The organism is Thiomicrorhabdus sediminis (assembly GCF_005885815.1).
Lineage (GTDB): Bacteria > Pseudomonadota > Gammaproteobacteria > Thiomicrospirales > Thiomicrospiraceae > Thiomicrorhabdus > Thiomicrorhabdus sediminis.
In genome coordinates, this window is record NZ_CP040602.1 from 1,071,952 (window position 1) to 1,088,392 (window position 16,441).

Here is a 16,441-nt window from a genome sequence, read left to right on the forward strand (position 1 = left end):
GTTATTCTTTTGCCTTTAATACCGCTACCATATCAAGATGCGCCAGATTGCGCCATATCATGACAGCAGAAACCATTGAAGAAACTATCACTACCGATGCGGCGAATGCGTAGACCTCTTTTTCGAGAATAAGAGGGATGCGATAAAGATCGCTATCAAAACTGACCGCGAGATAACCACATAGACCATAGCCGACCACAAAGCCGAGTGGAATGGCGATGAGCGTCAATAAGGCCTGCTCGCCGAGCAAGATATAGGCAACCTCACTACGATGCAGCCCTAAAACCCGCAAACTTGCCAATTCGCGGTTACGTTCCGATAGGGCTATGCGCAGACTGTTATAGATGACCCCAAAGGCGATACTGGCACCGAGCAGGGTGCTGATAAACGAAAAGAACAGAATAGTGTCTTCCATGGTCTCGTAGAAACCTTCTATGGCCGATTGTTGCACCACGACCCCGGCTATACGCGGCATCTCCTTGAGCTTGGCGTAAGCCGATTTATGGTGCAGTTTATCTACCTTGAGATAAGCGCCGGAGATGACATTGCCTTCTTTTAAGAGACGGTTAAGGGTAGAGCGGCGCAGATAGACATTGATTCCCAGATACTGTTTGGCGGTGCCGACAACCGGTATCTGCAAAATCTGACGGCGACCTTCAAGCACCTCAATGGTGAGCATGTCACCGGGCTTTATCTGTAGAAGCTTGGCGAGATAGTTGGTGATAATGACACCTTCTTCGGGCAGGGTGATGCTATTGAGCTCATTATCGAGCAGACGGGTAAGCTTGGCATTATCGGGCATACCGTTGACATTGGTGCGGTATTCTCGATGCTCAAAGCGGATATTGGCATTAACACTACGGAACCCTTCGGCATAATCGATGCCTTGCAAGGCTTGTAGTGAATGCAGCGAATTCTGGCTGGCCGGCTCGGAATAAAGCACCATAAAGTCTTCGCGCTGACTGAGTTTATATTGCACATCGATCATTTCGTTGATGGCGCTCTCCTGAAAATGGCTGACCATCATAATGCCGCACGCCATACTGATGCCGATAGTGGTCAATAAGGCTTTCACAGGGCGGCGTTCGAGATGACGCAACACCATACGAGTCGGTTGTGATAAGCGTTTTTGCAAGCCTAAACGTTCGATGATCGTCGGTTTATAGTCTGCCGGCTGTTCCGGACGCATCGCTTGCGCAGGTGGCATTTGCGAGGCATTTTTAACCGCATAGAGGGTGCCGATAATGCCGAGTGCAAAACTGATGAAGGCCGCCCAGGCAATAATGTCGGCATTGAGTTGGTAATGCATAAACGGTAGGCTGTAGATATCTTGATACAGCTGGCTTAAGCCTTTGCCCATCCAGATGCCGACCATCACCCCCAGTACAACCCCCATAGCGACAATCATCATCACCAGTTTGCTGTAATGCAGACCGACTTCGAAATTGGAATAACCGAAAGCTTTCAAGGTGGCGATCTGTTCACGTTCAAGTGCAATCAGGCGACTGATCACGACATTCAATAAAAACGCGGCAACGGCAAAAAAGATGATTGGAAACATGGTCGCCATATTTTTCAGCTGCTTCAGCTCTTCGCTGAGGAAACGGTTGGAGAGTTGGTCTCTGCGCGCATAGGCGCCGATACCGCCGTAATCGGCAAGCAGATTATCGAGACGGTCAATGACATCTTGGGGATTGGTGCCACGAGTCAGCGTCAGCGAGACATTGTTAAAAGCGCCTTGCATATCGTAGGCGCTTGCCAGCGGTTTGCGATTCATCCACATGACGCCATAGCTTTTATAGTCGGGAAACATCGCACCGGGAGCAATCTGGTAGATATATTCCGGTGACAGGGCGGTACCTACCAAGTTGAGTGACTTTTGCCGTCCATTGATGGTGGCACGAATTTTATCGCCTTGTTTGAGTTTATGGGCGGCGGCGAATTCTTCGCTGACGATTATTTCGTTGTCACGACCCTGTTCGGTAAGGCGTCCATCACGCAGATAAATGCGATTAAGTTTGCCGCGACTTTGTGCCGGAATGGAAATCAAATGGCCGCTGACCGGTTCATCATAGCCATCGATCTGTAGATTGACATAGGTGACCACACGGGTTTCCACCTTGTCCACACCGGGGATTTCGGCAATGCGTTTTTCCAGCGATTGTGGCGCACGTTTGAGCGAGGCGAAGACTTCGGCGAAGTTGTGTTGCTGATAATAATTGGCGCGCGTTTCATAGAGCGAGTCATAGGTGCTCAGCGACATAATGAAAATCGATACGCCACTGATTATAACCATAACAATGGCGATCGCTTGCATGCGCATATTCCAAAGTTGTCGCCATAATTTAATGTCTATCGCCTGCATGCGCTCACCAACTCAACTCTTTGGCCGCCAAACGATGGTCATTGCTTTGAATATGGGTGATTTGCCCGTCGGACAACTGAATCACTCGGTTTGCCATTTGGGCAATGCCGGCATTATGGGTAATGATGGCGGTGGTGGTACCAAGCTCGTGATTGACGTGTTCAAGAGCTTCCAAGACCTTGATGCCGGTTTGTGAGTCCAAGGCACCGGTGGGTTCATCACAAAGCAAAACATCGGGGTTTTTAGCAATGGCGCGGGCAATCGCCACGCGTTGTTGCTCACCACCGGAGAGTTGTGCCGGGAAGTGATCGAGTCGCTCGCTTAGGCCCACCAATGACAGCGCTTGTTCCGGTGTCATCGGTTGTTTGGCGATTTCGGTGACGATGGCGACGTTCTCGCGCGCGGTCAGGCTGGGAATCAGATTATAGAACTGAAACACAAAACCGACATTGAAACGGCGGTATTCGGTAAGTTCGTACTCGCTCGCTTGTGTCAGTTCAATGCTTTGCGCCGGGGTGGTTTGATTGTTGTAATAGCACACTTCACCCGATGTCGGTGTATCCAAACCACCGAGAATATTCAATAGTGTCGATTTGCCGCTACCGGATGCGCCTAATAATACCGCCAGTTCACCTTGGTATAGGGATAAATCAATACCACGCAGCGCGTGTACCTGCACTTCACCCATCTGATAGATTTTGGTGACGGCCTGCATTTGAAAGACTGTTGCCGCTGTATCTGTCATACCACTCCAACCTAGCTTTGTCTGCTTTCAGTATAGCGAAACAGGCTAAAAAAACCATAGTTTATGTGGTGTTGGTCAGGGCTTAGAGCGACAAATCAAAAAGGCTTCATAAATTAAGTGTTGAATAAAACCTTTAAAAGATGATATTTATTAGAAAGTATTCAGCAATCGCCGCACTTTGCGATGATTGCTGAAAGCTGTTCAGGTTGGAGGCAGGCGAAATAGACAAAAGAGTGCCTATACCACCAGATCGATTTGTTGAATGGAGCCGACTTTACCATCTTCCTGCAGATAGATGCCAGTGTCGGTGACTCGGCCATGTTGTTGGTTGTTTTCATCCTTTAAAGCAAACGGGGTGGCGGCGTGCTCCAAGGAGATGGCACCAATATTCAGTTCCAGCAACCCGGAGAGTTGCTTGTAACCCTGTGTGGTTTGATGCCAAATCTGCAGTTGTGAGAAAACCGCATCGTTTTCATCAATCCAGCCGTTATTATCATCATCATAAGCGGACAGTTCTTCAAACCCCTGACCGCTTAAGGCACCAAACAGCTCGGCACCGTTATTGATTTGACCATCTTGGTTTTTATCCAAAGCCAAAAAACCGGACTCCTTAGCGACAAAAGAGACGGCTTCACTGTTGCCGTCCGCATCGATATCAAATGCGAATTTGTCAACGGTAAGTTGCGCCGGTTGACCGCCGAAGTTGACCACTAAAGGGTCTTTAAAAACCACGCCTTGTTCGATAGTGAGGGATTGTTTATCGATAAATTGGCGCTGCATCAGCATGTCCATATTAAAATCGATTTGACGTCCATCGGCGGTGGTAACATGGCCTTTTGCTTGAAAACGACTGGTTTCCAGTTCTTGATAGGTCTGTTGAAATTGCAGGCGCTGCCCCGAGGTCGTTGCGAGCTGTCGTTGTCCATTGATGTCGAAATTCTGATCCAGCTTTTGCGCTGCTTGCTTAAATTGCGCATAAAACTCGCGACTGCCTATCCATGAGTGTTTGTGATTTGATTGCGCACTGTCACTGCGTTCATAGCCATATACCGAAATTTTAAAAGGTTTACCGGTAAAACGTTCCATCATCGCCTCAACCACCTCAAGCATTTTTACCAGATGTGCTGGAAGACGAGGTTTGTCGGTGTCCGTTTTTTCGCTTGTATGGTTTGTGCTCTGCAGTGTCAGATGAGTGCTGGACTGAGTCTGATCACGTTGAATGCGCAGCCCGGCACTGTTTAGGTTATCAAAGCGGTTTTCTTTGCCGGCAAACCATTCTGGCTGCTTCTCTTTGAGCCAACGCCACTCGGGGATGCTGTCGCTGAGCTTTTGCGTGCCTTGGCTTTTTGACAAGGCACTTTGTTGCGCCGCGTTTTGCTGTTGTTGTAATTCGTTTCTCTCAACAAGTTGGCCGTTAATAAAACGCTCGCGGCTGACATGCTGATAGAGTTGTTGTGATGCTGAGTGCTGGGCACTCATATTGAGGTTCTGGTCGAGAATTTTCATAAGAAACCATCCGTTTTTAATAAGATTAAAAAAGAATAATTTCCCTAGTGGTCGATGCTTGTTTTATTGTTTTTATCTGTTTTTATTTTTTGCGATACTGAATTTGGCGAGAGAGTTGATTCGCTAAATTCATTTACATATAGGGTTAACGACCGATTTGACAAAAAATGAATATTGATAATTATTTAGAGGGCGAATTTGTTTTTATTTCGAACTGGCATCGTCTTTTAATTGTTGCAGCTTGACCATGATTTGGCTTTTGTATTTGTGCCATAGTTTTTTGCCCAGTACCCAGATCGCTATATAAAAAAGCACCTCGGCGACAACGATCAAAGTCGCGATAATCCAGGCGCTGTCGGTCAAGCTGTAGTCGAGAAATGGAATCGCTAAGGCGATCAGCCAAAGTAGGGTGGATAAAGCCATTAGGCCAAAAGCGATAATTTTATGGCGTTTATCCGTCTGTTCTGTAGAGTCGGTCATGGAGTGTTTGCCTTAAGTCTGAAAATGAAAGTGTTTAACTGGATTGAGCGCTATTCTAAGGAATTTATCGGCCGTTTGCAGAAACTAAATCGTGCATACTCAATGCTATCTACATAATGTTTTCGGTGTTGGGCTTGCCAGTGCTTGGAAAGGGTCTTAAACTGGAAGCGTACAATTTTAAGGAAAGTTGTTAGTAATCTTAGCAATTGACCTGATTTGCTACGAGCTTTAAAGATAACTGATATGTAATCTGGCGCTGTGATCCATGCCTTTATTATGTTTGTGCAATAGGCGCAAATCAAAAGGGGTTGCCTATTCGGGGACAGCTTAAAATATTTTGCCATGACTGGTGATTGGCCGGGTGAAGATCGGACTCCAATATGAATCACTTAATCAAGTTGATTAGCATGAATGATTAAAAAAGGATACGACATGAAAACGCGTTTTAATGTAACAGCAGGTTCTACACTGGCAATGCTTCTGCTTAGCGGAAGTTTAGTTTTAAGCGGTTGCTCTGGCGACAATGACGATGCACAAAAAGCGGCAGAAACCTCACAAAGTTCACAAAACACCATGGCCGTCAAACAGCCTGAACCTGAGGCAACCCCTAAAGCGACATTAGAGCCTGAAGTGGTTATCGAAAAGGTTGAAGAGCAAGTCAAACAAGCTGAAGAAGCGGTAGCGGAAACGGTCGAAAAAGCCGAAGCCATGACCAAAGAAGTGGTTGAAGATGCGCAAGCGGCTGTTGAAGCTTCAACCGAAACGGCTTCTGCTGGTGTCAATGGACAGCAAGCCTATTCAACTTGTATCGGTTGTCATGGTGCTAATGGCGAAGGTGGTGTTGGGCCGCAACTGAATAATCAGGCTCCGGCAGATATTGTCGCGAAACTGGAAAAGTATAAAGCCGGTGAGCAAATGGGGCCTATGACAGGAATGATGGCACCAATGGCTCAAGGTTTGAGTTCGGAGCAGATGGAAGCGATTGCCGCTTTTATCGGTGCGAAATAAAACGATTATAATAATTACACAAAGCCCAAAGTGGTTTTATAAAATGCAGTCGGTTTGACTGTGTGCAGTGAAAAGGCCGTTTTATGCGGCCTTTTTCATATACGACTTTTATAGACAAGCTAAATGGAATATTTTGCATCCAATAGATCACCGTTAATGTGGTCAGGTTTTTAAGGCGTTTTTCGCTTCAATCCATTGCGCCATGTACTGCGTGCTTTTGTGATGGTGATGATTGAGCATGGCACCAATGAAATTGGCTTGTCGGTGTTGTTGCAGGTTGCTTTGGATACTTGTCAGCTGCTGCCAGAATTGTTCACTGGGTGTTTTATCTAAAAAACGTTGGCTGAAGAGTTGATAGCCATTACTTTGCGACTTGTGCCATAGTGTTTTGTCGCCATAAAGCGCAATGGCTTTTTGGGCAAAATCCTCCGCCTGGTTGGCAATGGCGCCCGGCCAAGAGATGTCATGAGATTGCATCGCTTCGCTGCCGATCAAGGTGGTCACAGAAGGCGTTCCGCAACGCATGGCATCAGCCAGTTTGCCTTTTATGCCGGCGCCAAAGCGCAGCGGTGCCACACAGACACGAGCTTGGCGCATCACTTTTTCGGCATCTTTGACCCAGCCTTTAATCAAGAACCCTTGTTGGTCATTATGTAATGCACTTGCTTTGGGCGGTAAATAGGCGCCATAGATATGCAGTTGCGCTTGCGGCAGCTGTTGACGAATCAATGGCCAGATTTCCTGCTTGAGCCAGAGTACCGCATCCCAGTTAGGCGCATGGCGAAAATTACCGATACTGATAAAGTGATCGCGCTGTTCAAAACCGTCATTGACACGGCTAGTCGAACTGCCTTTGGCAAATTGAAAAGGCAGGTAATTGAGAAACGGTTCAGCTACGCCAAAACGTTGTAGCAATAACTGCAGTTCAAATTCTGAAATCATCAGCGTTAAATCACTGCGATAAATCGCGGCGATTTCTCGCTTTGCCAAGTCACTTGTGGCAAATAGAGGCATCAGTTGGTCAGGGGTGTCTAATCCCAGTGTCGATAAATCGATATTGAGATTCGGGGCGGTCTGCGCTGATAACCGCTTTTTTAGCAGTTTATGGCGAATGTCGCGCAAACTGTGCAGGTCTTCCGTATTGAGAATTCGTATTGCTTTCGGACAATGTTCGGCAACACGCCAGCCAAATTGCTCTTCCATCATAAAACGATCGAAAATGACTACGTCGGGTTTTAGGTCTTTGATGAAATCATCAAAGGCACTGTCGTTGACGGTTATTTGCTGTTCCGTTATGTCAAGGGCGCCTAAATCATGGCGGTGCTCGCCTAGGTTGGCCGGGCTGGCGAAAATAATCTGCCACTGGTTTTGCTGAAACAGTTCTATTAGCTGCATCATACGTTTGCCGGCGGCGGAAGAGTTCGGTTCAGGCCAAACATAACCGATAATCAGTAGCTTATTATTGTGACTCAAAGTATTCTCGAATGTTTTGATAAAAATTAACGATGTCAAAGTACATTAAAAGGTATGTATGACAATGCTCCCTCCAATGGCTTATTGTAACGGTGTTTTAAAACTTGATGGCTTGTTAATTTGCTCTTATGGGGTAAGATAAAACCATTGTTTTGTAGCGCTAGGAGCAAATAATGGCTGTTAAACAGAAACCATTTGATAAAAAAATAAAGTCTTTCAAAAGCTTGTCGGCAGTAATGCTGTTGGGCCTATGTTTGGTACCGACCGCACAGGCGGATTGGTGGGATAAAACCAAGGAAGTGGCAGCTGACGCTTGGAGTGCGACCAAAGAGGGCGCTTCCGATGCCTGGGATGCTACTAAGGATGCCGCCTCTGATGGATCACAAAGCGTTAAACAGGAATGGAATAGAGAAGATAACCCTGATGAAGCGCAATTGTCTGATGTGAAAAAATTGGCCGATAAAGAGACTTATGTCAAAGCCTGGGAAGATATCAAACAAAGCGCGAAAAACCCCGAACAACCGTCATCGGATGAACACGGTATTCCAGATTAATGAATGAATCGGTTCTATTGCGTTATAGAGTTGCCGCCGATAATTGGAGCGAATTTATGAAATCTCAAAAGGCTTTAGCAAACCCTTTTTTACAAACAGCGCTGGTCCTTACGGCCTTAATTTCGGTATCGTTATTAAGTGGTTGTGAGAAGGTTGCCAATAGTGCGAAAAACATCCAATCCGACTGGGTTGGCCTAGATCGAAGCGTTGAGCTTTATAGCTGTATGACCGGACAATTGATCAAGGTCTATCGTGGTGATGTGCGTTTGAATATCGAGGATGTTAACGGTACGTCATTTTTGGTCGATGGCAAGAAAGTGCATACCAATCTTTGTTATGTGATTGCCGAAATCGGCACCAAAGAAGAGAAAATTCTCAAAAGCAAATAATACCCTTTGAATTCGCATTTTGAATTAGCATCGGGTGCCAATTCTGCTATGATTAAGGCCGCTAGTGAATATAGTTAGCTTAATATGGCTGGCTTAGCCTGTATTGAACAGTGCGATTAACAATATCAAACCAATAAAGAGTGTCTAAATGCTAACCAACACTTTAAAAACTGGAATTCTTATCAGTCTTTTTTCAGGTGCAGCACTGAGTTTAAGTGCTTGTTCAACCGTTACCAGCGGTATTGATTCAGTCGGGCATGGTGTCGTTTCCGTGGGGGAATCGATGCAACGAAAAATTGCCGATGTCGAGGTTAAGCAGTTAAAGCAGGATCAGTTTTTCCTAGCGCAAAGTTTTGATGAACCGGTTAATAGTCTGGACAGTTGGGCACTGCGTATCGAGTCACGTGAAGTCTGTCCGCAGGGCTATATCTACCTTTCAAGAAATGCGCGTAAAATGGGCAAATTTGCCTACTCCGCCGAGCAATGTTATGGCGAGATGAACTGTAGCTATAAGTTGGAATGGCAAATTCAATGCGCCGATGTGCCGGAAGAGCCATTCAGTCTTTTCGGTAAAAGCTAATTCACCTTGACGATGTCGATAAGCGCTATAGATCAATGTGACAGCCTTGTCGACAATGTTTGTGTTTCGATTGGTTGTAAAGAGATCCGCTTATTAATATTCTAACTCGCCACTATCTTTGGATGGTTTTGCTCAGTGGTCTAGCCATTTGGCAAAGTTTCGCCATGCTCAAATGGCCACAAACCTGGCTGTCTTTAATTGAATTCGCTCCCTATGCAATGATTTTCGTTGCCGCTTTTATCAGTATCTGGCTTAACCGAATGCAGCCGTTATTGATACTGCTGTCCTTATTGGCCTTGCACACGCTATTTACTCTATTCAACCTGAGTGAGCCGACATCAATCGGGCAAACTCTGATGTTGGCCCTGTTGAGTTTTCTGTTACCGCTTAATCTCCTGCTTTGGTTATTATTGCCGGAAAGAGGAGTGCAGCATCTGGGTTATAACTTTTTTATCGCCGGGTTAGTTGGCGCACAAGCGCTTACTGTCTATTGGTTGATGACGGAACTGCCACTGGCTTGGGTGGAATGGCTGACACTACCGGTGATGGCCGGACAGCAAATCTATCATTTGAGCTTTGCCGCTTCTTTGATGTTTCTATTGGCCGGTTTTGTGATTTCACTACAGTTATATCTGCAAAACAGTTTGCGGGTCTTTACTCATGTTTGTCTGTTTGCCGTGCTGTTGAGCGCTTTTGCCATCAATCAATCAATGCAGCCCGGGTTGTTGGCTTGGGTGTTGACACTGGTCGCATTTATGGTGCTGTTGGCTTTGATATTCGATGCTCATCATATTGCTTATACCGATGAACTGACCGGTTTGCGCGGGCGCCGTGCCTTAATGGAATCCTTTATGGGGCTTGGTAAACGCTATAGTCTGGCAATGGTTGATATCGATCACTTCAAACAGTTTAACGATACCTATGGGCATGATATTGGTGACAAGGTGTTGAAAATGGTCGCCCAGACGTTGGATACGGTGCAAGGCGGTAAAGCCTATCGTTACGGGGGGGAGGAATTCACCTTGCTGTTTCCGCGCAAAACGCCGGAGCAGGTCTTGCCTGAGCTGGATCGACTGCGTTTGGCGGTGGCTCATCAAGTGGTGACAATCGATAATAAAGATAAAAAATCGAAAAAAGCGCCGAAAACGGTCAATGTCCACATCAGTATGGGCGTGGCCGAACCGGATGGGCAGCATCAGACCCCGCAACAGGTGATGAAGTTCGCCGATGAAGGACTTTATAGAGCCAAGCGTACAGGTCGAAATCGAGTGGTGGTTTCCAAAGCGAAAGCGGCGGCTAAAACCAGCAAGGCGAAAACGGCAAAGAGCAAAGCATAAATCAAATTGGAAAAGGGCTGAACAATGACTCAATTACCTGTAGTTGGTGAAAATAGCGATATCGCCATCAGTTTTAAATTGGAACTTGCAGACGGGACTTTGGTGGAGGAATCGGAACCAGGTCAACCGTTTCGCTTTACTATCGGTGACGGTACTTTTGTCTCTAACCTAGAACAGCTTCTGGTCGGTCTGGAGTTGGGTACTCAAGCTAAATTGAGCTTATCGCCGGAACGTGCTTTCGGTATGCCTGATCCGGACAATGTGCAAACCATGAGTCGTGGTGATTTTCCGGCGGATATGGCTTTGGAAGTCGGTCATGTTATCGGTTTCAATACCCCAACCGGTGAAGAGATTCCCGGAACCGTGCATGAAGTTCAGGATGACAAGGTGTTGATTGATTTCAATCATCCATTGGCCGGTGCAACGGTAATCTTTACCGTGACCATCGAGGCGATTTATAACGATTGATTGTTAAGAGCGATTGATTGTCAGAGCGAAAGGTCCTGCTCAGAATATGGCTGCTCAGGATTGATGCTCATGATGGTAAGCCTTCATATGGCCTTCACTGCAAAAGGTATCCTTGCCGTCATAATAGGCTTCGGATTGCGGTAGGTGCACACCGCATTGCGCGCAGCGTACCATTTCACCATTGGCAGAGGACTGGCTTGAGTTGTTCTGATTTTCATTCCCAGCCTGATTTTCACGGTTTTGTTGTTCACGAATGGCAATGATCCGGTTGAGCGTAAAACGCACAATCAAAAACACCAAAACGACCAATAATAGAAATACGACTGCTCTCACTGTAGCGACCTTAAATTAAGCTGAAAAATTATTAAAAGCGACAATGGCTTTCGCTTTATTTCCAATTTTAACGTAATTTGCAGCTTTCTGGTTGCATACTTGATGCAATCAGCCCCTAAAAATCATACAATAAACGCAATTTTCACAAAGCCGGTCAATACCCATCGACAAGGCCAAAAATCAGACTTTTACTGATCCAGCGTAAAGCCGAAACAGGAATCCAGTCAAGCCCGAGCCTAAGTGCTTTATTGGAACTGTTTTATGATGCCGGAGACAAGAGATAACACAATGAATTTACATGAATACCAATCCAAGGCGTTATTTAGCGACTACGGTATTGCCGTACCTAAAGGCGAACTTATTACTGATTTAAATCAACTGCAGCAGGCGTTGACCAATGTTGGTGGCGATGCTTGGGTAGTCAAGGCGCAGATTCATGCCGGAGCCCGTGGTAAGGCAGGTGGCGTTAAGTTGGTCAAATCCGCAGACGAAGCCAAGCAAGTGGCCTCAGAGTTATTGGGGAGCTCGCTGGCGACGATCCAGACCGCGGGTAAAAAACTGCCGATTAACAGCCTTTTGATTGAGCAGACATTGGATATTCAGGCCGAACTCTATTTAAGCCTATTGGTCGACCGTGTTAGCCGTACTCATACCTTTGTGATTTCCGCAGCCGGTGGTATGGACATTGAAGAGGTAGCGGAAAAAACGCCGGAAAAAATCATTAGTGTTCATATCGATCCTACCGTCGGGGTTATGCCTTATCAGTGTCGTGAAGTCGGTTTTGCGTTGGGGCTGAAAGCCAGTGCCTTCAAACAGTTGGGACAGATGATGCAGGCTTTCTATAAGCTCGCTTTGGATAAGGATGTGTCGCAGCTGGAGATCAACCCATTGGTGTTAACCGGCGATAATGAATTGTTTGCGCTGGATGCCAAGGTCAATATCGATTCCAATGCCTTATACCGTCAACCGGCGTTGGTGGAAATGCGCGATTTCTCGCAAGAAGACGAGCGTGAAGCGAAAGCCTCGGAGCACCAATTGAACTATATCGCTCTCGATGGTGATATCGGTTGTATGGTAAATGGTGCCGGTCTGGCGATGGCGACCATGGATTTGATCAAGCTCAACGGCGGTAATCCAGCCAATTTCTTGGATGTGGGCGGTGGCGCGACACCAGCGCGTGTTGCCGAAGCCTTTAAATTGATTTTGTCTTCTGAAGATGTCAAATCGATTCTGGTCAATATCTTTGGTGGTATTGTGCGTTGTGATTTGATTGCCGAAGGGATTATCCAAGCGGTACAGGAAGTCGGTTTGAGTATTCCGGTAGTCGTGCGTCTGGAAGGTACCAATGTCGAGCTTGGTAAGCAGAAGTTGGCGCAGAGTGGTTTAGACATTATTACCGCCGACGGTTTGGCCGATGCGGCGAAAAAAGTTGTTGAAGTGGCAGGAGCATAGGCATGAGTATTTTAATTAACAGCGATACTAAAGTAATCTGCCAAGGCTTTACCGGTAAGCAGGGAACCTTTCACTCGGAACAGGCGATTGCCTATGGCACCAAAATGGTTGGTGGGGTGACGCCTGGTAAGGGCGGTCAGACCCATTTGGGACTGCCGGTATTTAATACTGTCGCGGAAGCGGTTGCCCAGACCGGTGCCGATGCTTCGATGATTTATGTACCACCGGCATTTGCCGCCGACTCGATTATCGAAGCGATCGATGCCGGAATCAAAGTGATTACCTGTATCACCGAAGGCATTCCGGTTGCCGATATGCTTAAAGTGCGCGCCGTTTTGGATAAATCCGATGCCTATTTGATCGGACCTAATTGCCCGGGGTTGATTACTCCGGCCAATGACGGCAATGGCTGTAAGATCGGAATCATGCCGGGGCATATCCATCTGCCGGGCAAAATCGGTATTGTATCGCGTTCAGGTACCTTGACCTATGAAGCGGTGCACCAGACCACACAAAACGGTCTGGGACAGTCGACCTGTGTCGGTATTGGTGGTGACCCGATTCAAGGCATGAACTTTATCGATTGTTTGACACTGTTCCAGGAAGACCCGCAGACCGAAGGGATTATTATGGTCGGTGAAATCGGTGGTCAGGCCGAGGAAGACGCGGCCGAATTTATTAAAGCCTATGTCACCAAACCGGTGGTCGCTTATATTGCCGGTGTGACCGCTCCTGCCGGTAAGCGAATGGGTCATGCCGGTGCCATTGTCAGCGGTGGTAAAGGCACGGCCGAGGCCAAGTTCGCCGCGCTGGAAGCCGCAGGCGTGAAAATCGTTTCTTCTCCGGCCGATCTCGGTGCGGCAATGCAGTCGATGATGGCATAAGTCTTGGTGCGTGCACAAGCATCAAGCTTGAGGTCTTTTCTTTTAACGGTTTCAGTGCAACGCATGGACTGAGCCGTTAACTCAGTAATACAGTGAATAGGTGAGTCATGACTGAAGCAGTCACAGTGGTAATGGGACAAATCGATCCGGTTGTCGGTGATATCGATGGCAATGTACATCGTATTATCAAAGCAGCCGAGCAGGCCAAGGATCAGTTTCATGCCGATATTATCGTCTTTCCGGAAATGACGCTGCTGGGGTACCCGCCAGAAGACCTATTGTTGCGCAATGGTTTATACCCGCAAATAGAGCAAGCGCTCGGCAAGTTGTGCGATGAGCTGAATGATATTGTTTGTGTTGTCGGCTACCCGATGATGGATGACCTGGGTGAGCGATTCAATATGGCGGCCTGGATCCATAAAGGCACCATCAAAGCCAGCTATATCAAACAGAATCTGCCGAATTACAGCGTATTCGATGAACAGCGTTACTTCACCGAAGGTCACCAGCCTTGTGTTATCGAATATAAAGGAATTCGTTTCGGTTTATTGATTTGTGAAGATATCTGGAAAATCTCACCTTGTACACAGGCAAAAGAGGCTGGTGCCGAGGTGATTCTCAATCTGAACGCCTCACCGTTTTCGGAAGAAAAACATCAAGACCGCATCGCCACCTTGCAGCGTCGTGTCGATGAGATTAAACGCCCGATTATCTATGTCAACCAAGTTGGTGGGCAGGACGATTTGGTGTTTGATGGCGGCTCTTTTGCGATTTCATCTACGGGTGAAGTCATGGTGCAAAGTCCGCAATTCGAAAAGGCCTTAACGGCGGTTAAACTTGAAAAACAGGTTGACTCGGTTGAGGTGATGCAAGGAGAGCAAGCGCAAATTTTTCATGGCGAAGCGCGCATTTATGAAGCCTTGAAACTGGGTGTCTATGACTATGTCAGCAAGAATGGCTTTCCGGGGGTGTTGTTAGGTCTATCCGGTGGTATCGATTCGGCACTGACTTTAGCCATTGCCGTGGATGCGTTGGGAGCGGACAAGGTCGAGGCGGTAATGATGCCGTTTCGTTATACCGCGGATATCTCCAAAGAAGATGCCGCCAAACAGGCCGAAACCATGCAGGTGTCCTATCATACCGTGCCGATCGAACCGATGTATGAAGCTTTCGAGCAATCTTTGGCTCCGCTGTTTGCCGGTAAGTCCGAAGACCTCACCGAGGAGAACCTGCAAGCGCGTATCCGTGGAACCCTATTGATGGCTTTGTCGAATAAAAACGGCAAAATGGTGCTTGCCACCAGCAATAAAAGTGAGGTTTCGGTCGGTTACTCAACGCTGTATGGCGACATGGTCGGTGGTTTCTCGCCACTAAAAGATGTACCGAAAACCTTGGTGTATCGTTTGGCTAAATACCGCAACAGTCTTTCACCTGTGATTCCGGAACGCGTTATCACACGTCCACCTTCGGCCGAATTACGACCGGATCAGGTCGATCAGGACAGCCTACCGGATTATGATGTATTGGATGAGATTATTCGTCTATTCGTTAAGCAGGACAAAACCCCGCAACAGATTATCGAGCTGGGCTTTGACCCGGAAGAGGTCAATAAGGTGATTCGTCTGATCAATGTTAGCGAATACAAGCGTCGTCAGTCGGCACCGGGCATCAAGATCACGCAAAGGGCTTATGGCCGTGACCGCCGTTATCCGATCACTTCCCGATATAGCGAATAAAGCGGTCGAATTGGATGGTGAACTCTTGCAATAGCAGACATTAAAAAACCCGCATTAAGCGGGTTTTTTAATGAGTTATGAAAGGTTTGCAATCTAGGTGAGATCGAGTCTTAGAGTCGATCTTAAGTCAATCTTAAAATAGATCGCTAACCCAGCTTGTCATGCTCGACCACCAGGATTCATCCTGTTTTTTCGACTGTTTGTCAGCATTGCCAGCGCTCGCTGGTGGCTCGGTTTTAAAGTCGGCATCTATGACATAGATGTCATCACTCTGGTTGATTTCATATACCTTCTGCACATCGGCAAGGTTATCGGTCATCCCCAGTTTTGCATAAGCTAGCTGCATCATCTGCAAGGTTTTCATGGTGACCGCCGCTTGCGGATAGTTTTCCAGAATGTATTTACCGCGATTAGCCGCTGCCAGATAGGCTTGCTTGTCCATATAGAACTGCGCCACCTTATATTCATGGCGCGCCATCTGGTTACGCAAGATAATCAGGCGTTTGCTCGAGACGGTGGCGTATTGGCTGTCGGGAAAACGGTTTAGCACATCGGTGTAGTACTGATAAGCACGTTTTGCGGATTTGACATCACGCGTTGCCGGATCGGTAATGAAATTATCCAACCAACTGCGCACCACCGAATCGGCCGCCAAAGCTTTCAGATAATAAGCGTAGGCAAGCTGCTTGTGTTTCGGAAAGATGCGGATAAACTCTTCCAGTTCCAAAATCGCTGATTCAGGCTCGTCATAGCGATAATAGGCGTAGGCCAGCTCCAAATGGGTCTGTTCGGCATAAGGGCCGTAAGGGTAGAAAGACTTCAGTTTTTCATAGTTGAGAATGGCGATTTCCCAATCCTGATTCTGAAAAGCTTCGGTAGCGTCAACATAGAACTCTTCTACGGTCTTTTCTTCATCGGGTTTCTCGATCAGGGAGCTTAGAGAGGAACAGCCTTGCAGGCCAAGAGCAGCAATAAATATTAGCGGTAATAGCGTTTTTTTCATGTTTGTTCGGTACTCTTCGGTACAATAAGCGTTTCAGGTAAAATACCTGATTATTTAGCATGGAATTGGCATGATTGTATCATAAAGCGTGTTCTACACGAGTCCTGCTACGAAAAATTCCCAAAAAA

The 16,441-nt window shown here is 46.9% G+C and carries 16 protein-coding genes; 9 read left to right on the forward strand and 7 right to left on the reverse strand.

Annotated features, from left to right (window positions below; genetic code table 11):
* Position 1: 1 nt before the first annotated feature.
* The 4 genes from FE785_RS04860 to FE785_RS04875 all read right to left on the reverse strand — a co-directional run bounded on the left by FE785_RS04860 (position 2) and on the right by FE785_RS04875 (position 5,096).
* Positions 2 to 2,365 carry an ABC transporter permease gene (locus FE785_RS04860; protein ID WP_138564686.1) on the reverse strand — a complete coding sequence of 788 codons (2,364 nt, stop codon included), beginning with the start codon at positions 2,363 to 2,365 and terminating at the stop codon, positions 2 to 4.
* Between the two features lie 4 nt (positions 2,366 to 2,369).
* Complete coding sequence (locus FE785_RS04865) at positions 2,370 to 3,110, reverse strand: ABC transporter ATP-binding protein (RefSeq protein ID WP_138564687.1); 741 nt, start codon at positions 3,108 to 3,110, stop codon at positions 2,370 to 2,372.
* Between the two features lie 237 nt (positions 3,111 to 3,347).
* Positions 3,348 to 4,616: a hypothetical protein gene (locus FE785_RS04870; protein ID WP_138564688.1), complete on the reverse strand. Its 1,269-nt coding sequence runs from the start codon at positions 4,614 to 4,616 to the stop codon at positions 3,348 to 3,350.
* A 204-nt stretch (positions 4,617 to 4,820) separates the two neighbouring features.
* Positions 4,821 to 5,096 (reverse strand): transporter suffix domain-containing protein, encoded by a 276-nt coding sequence (locus tag FE785_RS04875; RefSeq protein WP_138564689.1) that lies wholly within the window; start codon positions 5,094 to 5,096, stop codon positions 4,821 to 4,823.
* A 432-nt stretch (positions 5,097 to 5,528) separates the two neighbouring features.
* On the opposite strand from FE785_RS04875, the gene FE785_RS10870 reads away from it, so the two are divergent.
* Positions 5,529 to 6,104: a c-type cytochrome gene (locus FE785_RS10870; RefSeq protein WP_238696378.1), complete on the forward strand. Its 576-nt coding sequence runs from the start codon at positions 5,529 to 5,531 to the stop codon at positions 6,102 to 6,104.
* A 162-nt stretch (positions 6,105 to 6,266) separates the two neighbouring features.
* On the opposite strand, the gene FE785_RS04885 is transcribed toward FE785_RS10870, so the two are convergent.
* Complete coding sequence (locus FE785_RS04885; RefSeq protein WP_238696380.1) at positions 6,267 to 7,577, reverse strand: glycosyltransferase; 1,311 nt, start codon at positions 7,575 to 7,577, stop codon at positions 6,267 to 6,269.
* Positions 7,578 to 7,750: 173 nt separating this feature from the next.
* Here FE785_RS04885 and FE785_RS04890 point away from each other — a divergent pair, with 173 nt between their 5' ends.
* The 5 genes from FE785_RS04890 (at position 7,751) to FE785_RS04910 (ending at position 10,905) form a co-directional block, all read left to right on the forward strand.
* Positions 7,751 to 8,131: a hypothetical protein gene (locus tag FE785_RS04890; protein WP_138564690.1), complete on the forward strand. Its 381-nt coding sequence runs from the start codon at positions 7,751 to 7,753 to the stop codon at positions 8,129 to 8,131.
* A gap of 56 nt (positions 8,132 to 8,187) precedes the next feature.
* On the forward strand, positions 8,188 to 8,520 hold the full coding sequence (locus FE785_RS04895) for a hypothetical protein (protein ID WP_138564691.1): 333 nt from the start codon (positions 8,188 to 8,190) through the stop codon (positions 8,518 to 8,520).
* A gap of 148 nt (positions 8,521 to 8,668) precedes the next feature.
* A complete protein-coding gene (locus FE785_RS04900) occupies positions 8,669 to 9,100 on the forward strand; it encodes a hypothetical protein (protein WP_138564692.1) in 432 nt (143 codons plus the stop codon).
* Positions 9,101 to 9,264: 164 nt separating this feature from the next.
* Complete coding sequence (locus tag FE785_RS04905; protein ID WP_168188914.1) at positions 9,265 to 10,437, forward strand: GGDEF domain-containing protein; 1,173 nt, start codon at positions 9,265 to 9,267, stop codon at positions 10,435 to 10,437.
* Between the two features lie 24 nt (positions 10,438 to 10,461).
* The gene (locus FE785_RS04910; protein WP_138564694.1) at positions 10,462 to 10,905 is read left to right on the forward strand and encodes an FKBP-type peptidyl-prolyl cis-trans isomerase; all 444 of its coding nucleotides are present in this window, start codon (positions 10,462 to 10,464) and stop codon (positions 10,903 to 10,905) included.
* A gap of 54 nt (positions 10,906 to 10,959) precedes the next feature.
* Here FE785_RS04910 and FE785_RS04915 read toward each other — a convergent pair whose 3' ends face one another.
* Positions 10,960 to 11,238, reverse strand: a complete 279-nt coding sequence (locus FE785_RS04915) for a PP0621 family protein (RefSeq protein WP_138564695.1) — start codon at positions 11,236 to 11,238, stop codon at positions 10,960 to 10,962.
* A gap of 288 nt (positions 11,239 to 11,526) precedes the next feature.
* Between FE785_RS04915 and sucC the strand changes: the two genes are divergently transcribed.
* The 3 genes from sucC to FE785_RS04930 all read left to right on the forward strand — a co-directional run bounded on the left by sucC (position 11,527) and on the right by FE785_RS04930 (position 15,310).
* The gene (gene sucC / locus FE785_RS04920; RefSeq protein WP_138564696.1) at positions 11,527 to 12,690 is read left to right on the forward strand and encodes an ADP-forming succinate--CoA ligase subunit beta; all 1,164 of its coding nucleotides are present in this window, start codon (positions 11,527 to 11,529) and stop codon (positions 12,688 to 12,690) included.
* Between the two features lie 2 nt (positions 12,691 to 12,692).
* Positions 12,693 to 13,574, forward strand: coding sequence for a succinate--CoA ligase subunit alpha (sucD, locus tag FE785_RS04925; RefSeq protein ID WP_138564697.1), 882 nt, complete (start codon positions 12,693 to 12,695; stop codon positions 13,572 to 13,574).
* 107 nt (positions 13,575 to 13,681) lie between these two features.
* Entirely contained in the window at positions 13,682 to 15,310 is a 1,629-nt protein-coding gene (locus tag FE785_RS04930) for an NAD+ synthase (protein WP_138564698.1), read from the forward strand.
* Positions 15,311 to 15,443: 133 nt separating this feature from the next.
* On the opposite strand, the gene FE785_RS04935 is transcribed toward FE785_RS04930, so the two are convergent.
* Positions 15,444 to 16,313, reverse strand: coding sequence for an outer membrane protein assembly factor BamD (locus FE785_RS04935; RefSeq protein WP_138564699.1), 870 nt, complete (start codon positions 16,311 to 16,313; stop codon positions 15,444 to 15,446).
* Between the last annotated feature and the right edge of the window lie 128 nt (positions 16,314 to 16,441).

Coding starts and splice junctions, on each gene's coding strand:
- FE785_RS04860 (WP_138564686.1), bottom strand. CDS start 2,365: ATGCAGGCGATAGACATTAAATTATGGCGACAACTTTGGAATATGCGC.
- FE785_RS04865 (WP_138564687.1), bottom strand. CDS start 3,110: ATGACAGATACAGCGGCAACAGTCTTTCAAATGCAGGCCGTCACCAAA.
- FE785_RS04870 (WP_138564688.1), bottom strand. CDS start 4,616: ATGAAAATTCTCGACCAGAACCTCAATATGAGTGCCCAGCACTCAGCA.
- FE785_RS04875 (WP_138564689.1), bottom strand. CDS start 5,096: ATGACCGACTCTACAGAACAGACGGATAAACGCCATAAAATTATCGCT.
- FE785_RS10870 (WP_238696378.1), top strand. CDS start 5,529: ATGAAAACGCGTTTTAATGTAACAGCAGGTTCTACACTGGCAATGCTT.
- FE785_RS04890 (WP_138564690.1), top strand. CDS start 7,751: ATGGCTGTTAAACAGAAACCATTTGATAAAAAAATAAAGTCTTTCAAA.
- FE785_RS04895 (WP_138564691.1), top strand. CDS start 8,188: ATGAAATCTCAAAAGGCTTTAGCAAACCCTTTTTTACAAACAGCGCTG.
- FE785_RS04900 (WP_138564692.1), top strand. CDS start 8,669: ATGCTAACCAACACTTTAAAAACTGGAATTCTTATCAGTCTTTTTTCA.
- FE785_RS04905 (WP_168188914.1), top strand. CDS start 9,265: ATGCTCAAATGGCCACAAACCTGGCTGTCTTTAATTGAATTCGCTCCC.
- FE785_RS04910 (WP_138564694.1), top strand. CDS start 10,462: ATGACTCAATTACCTGTAGTTGGTGAAAATAGCGATATCGCCATCAGT.
- sucC (WP_138564696.1), top strand. CDS start 11,527: ATGAATTTACATGAATACCAATCCAAGGCGTTATTTAGCGACTACGGT.
- sucD (WP_138564697.1), top strand. CDS start 12,693: ATGAGTATTTTAATTAACAGCGATACTAAAGTAATCTGCCAAGGCTTT.
- FE785_RS04930 (WP_138564698.1), top strand. CDS start 13,682: ATGACTGAAGCAGTCACAGTGGTAATGGGACAAATCGATCCGGTTGTC.
- FE785_RS04935 (WP_138564699.1), bottom strand. CDS start 16,313: ATGAAAAAAACGCTATTACCGCTAATATTTATTGCTGCTCTTGGCCTG.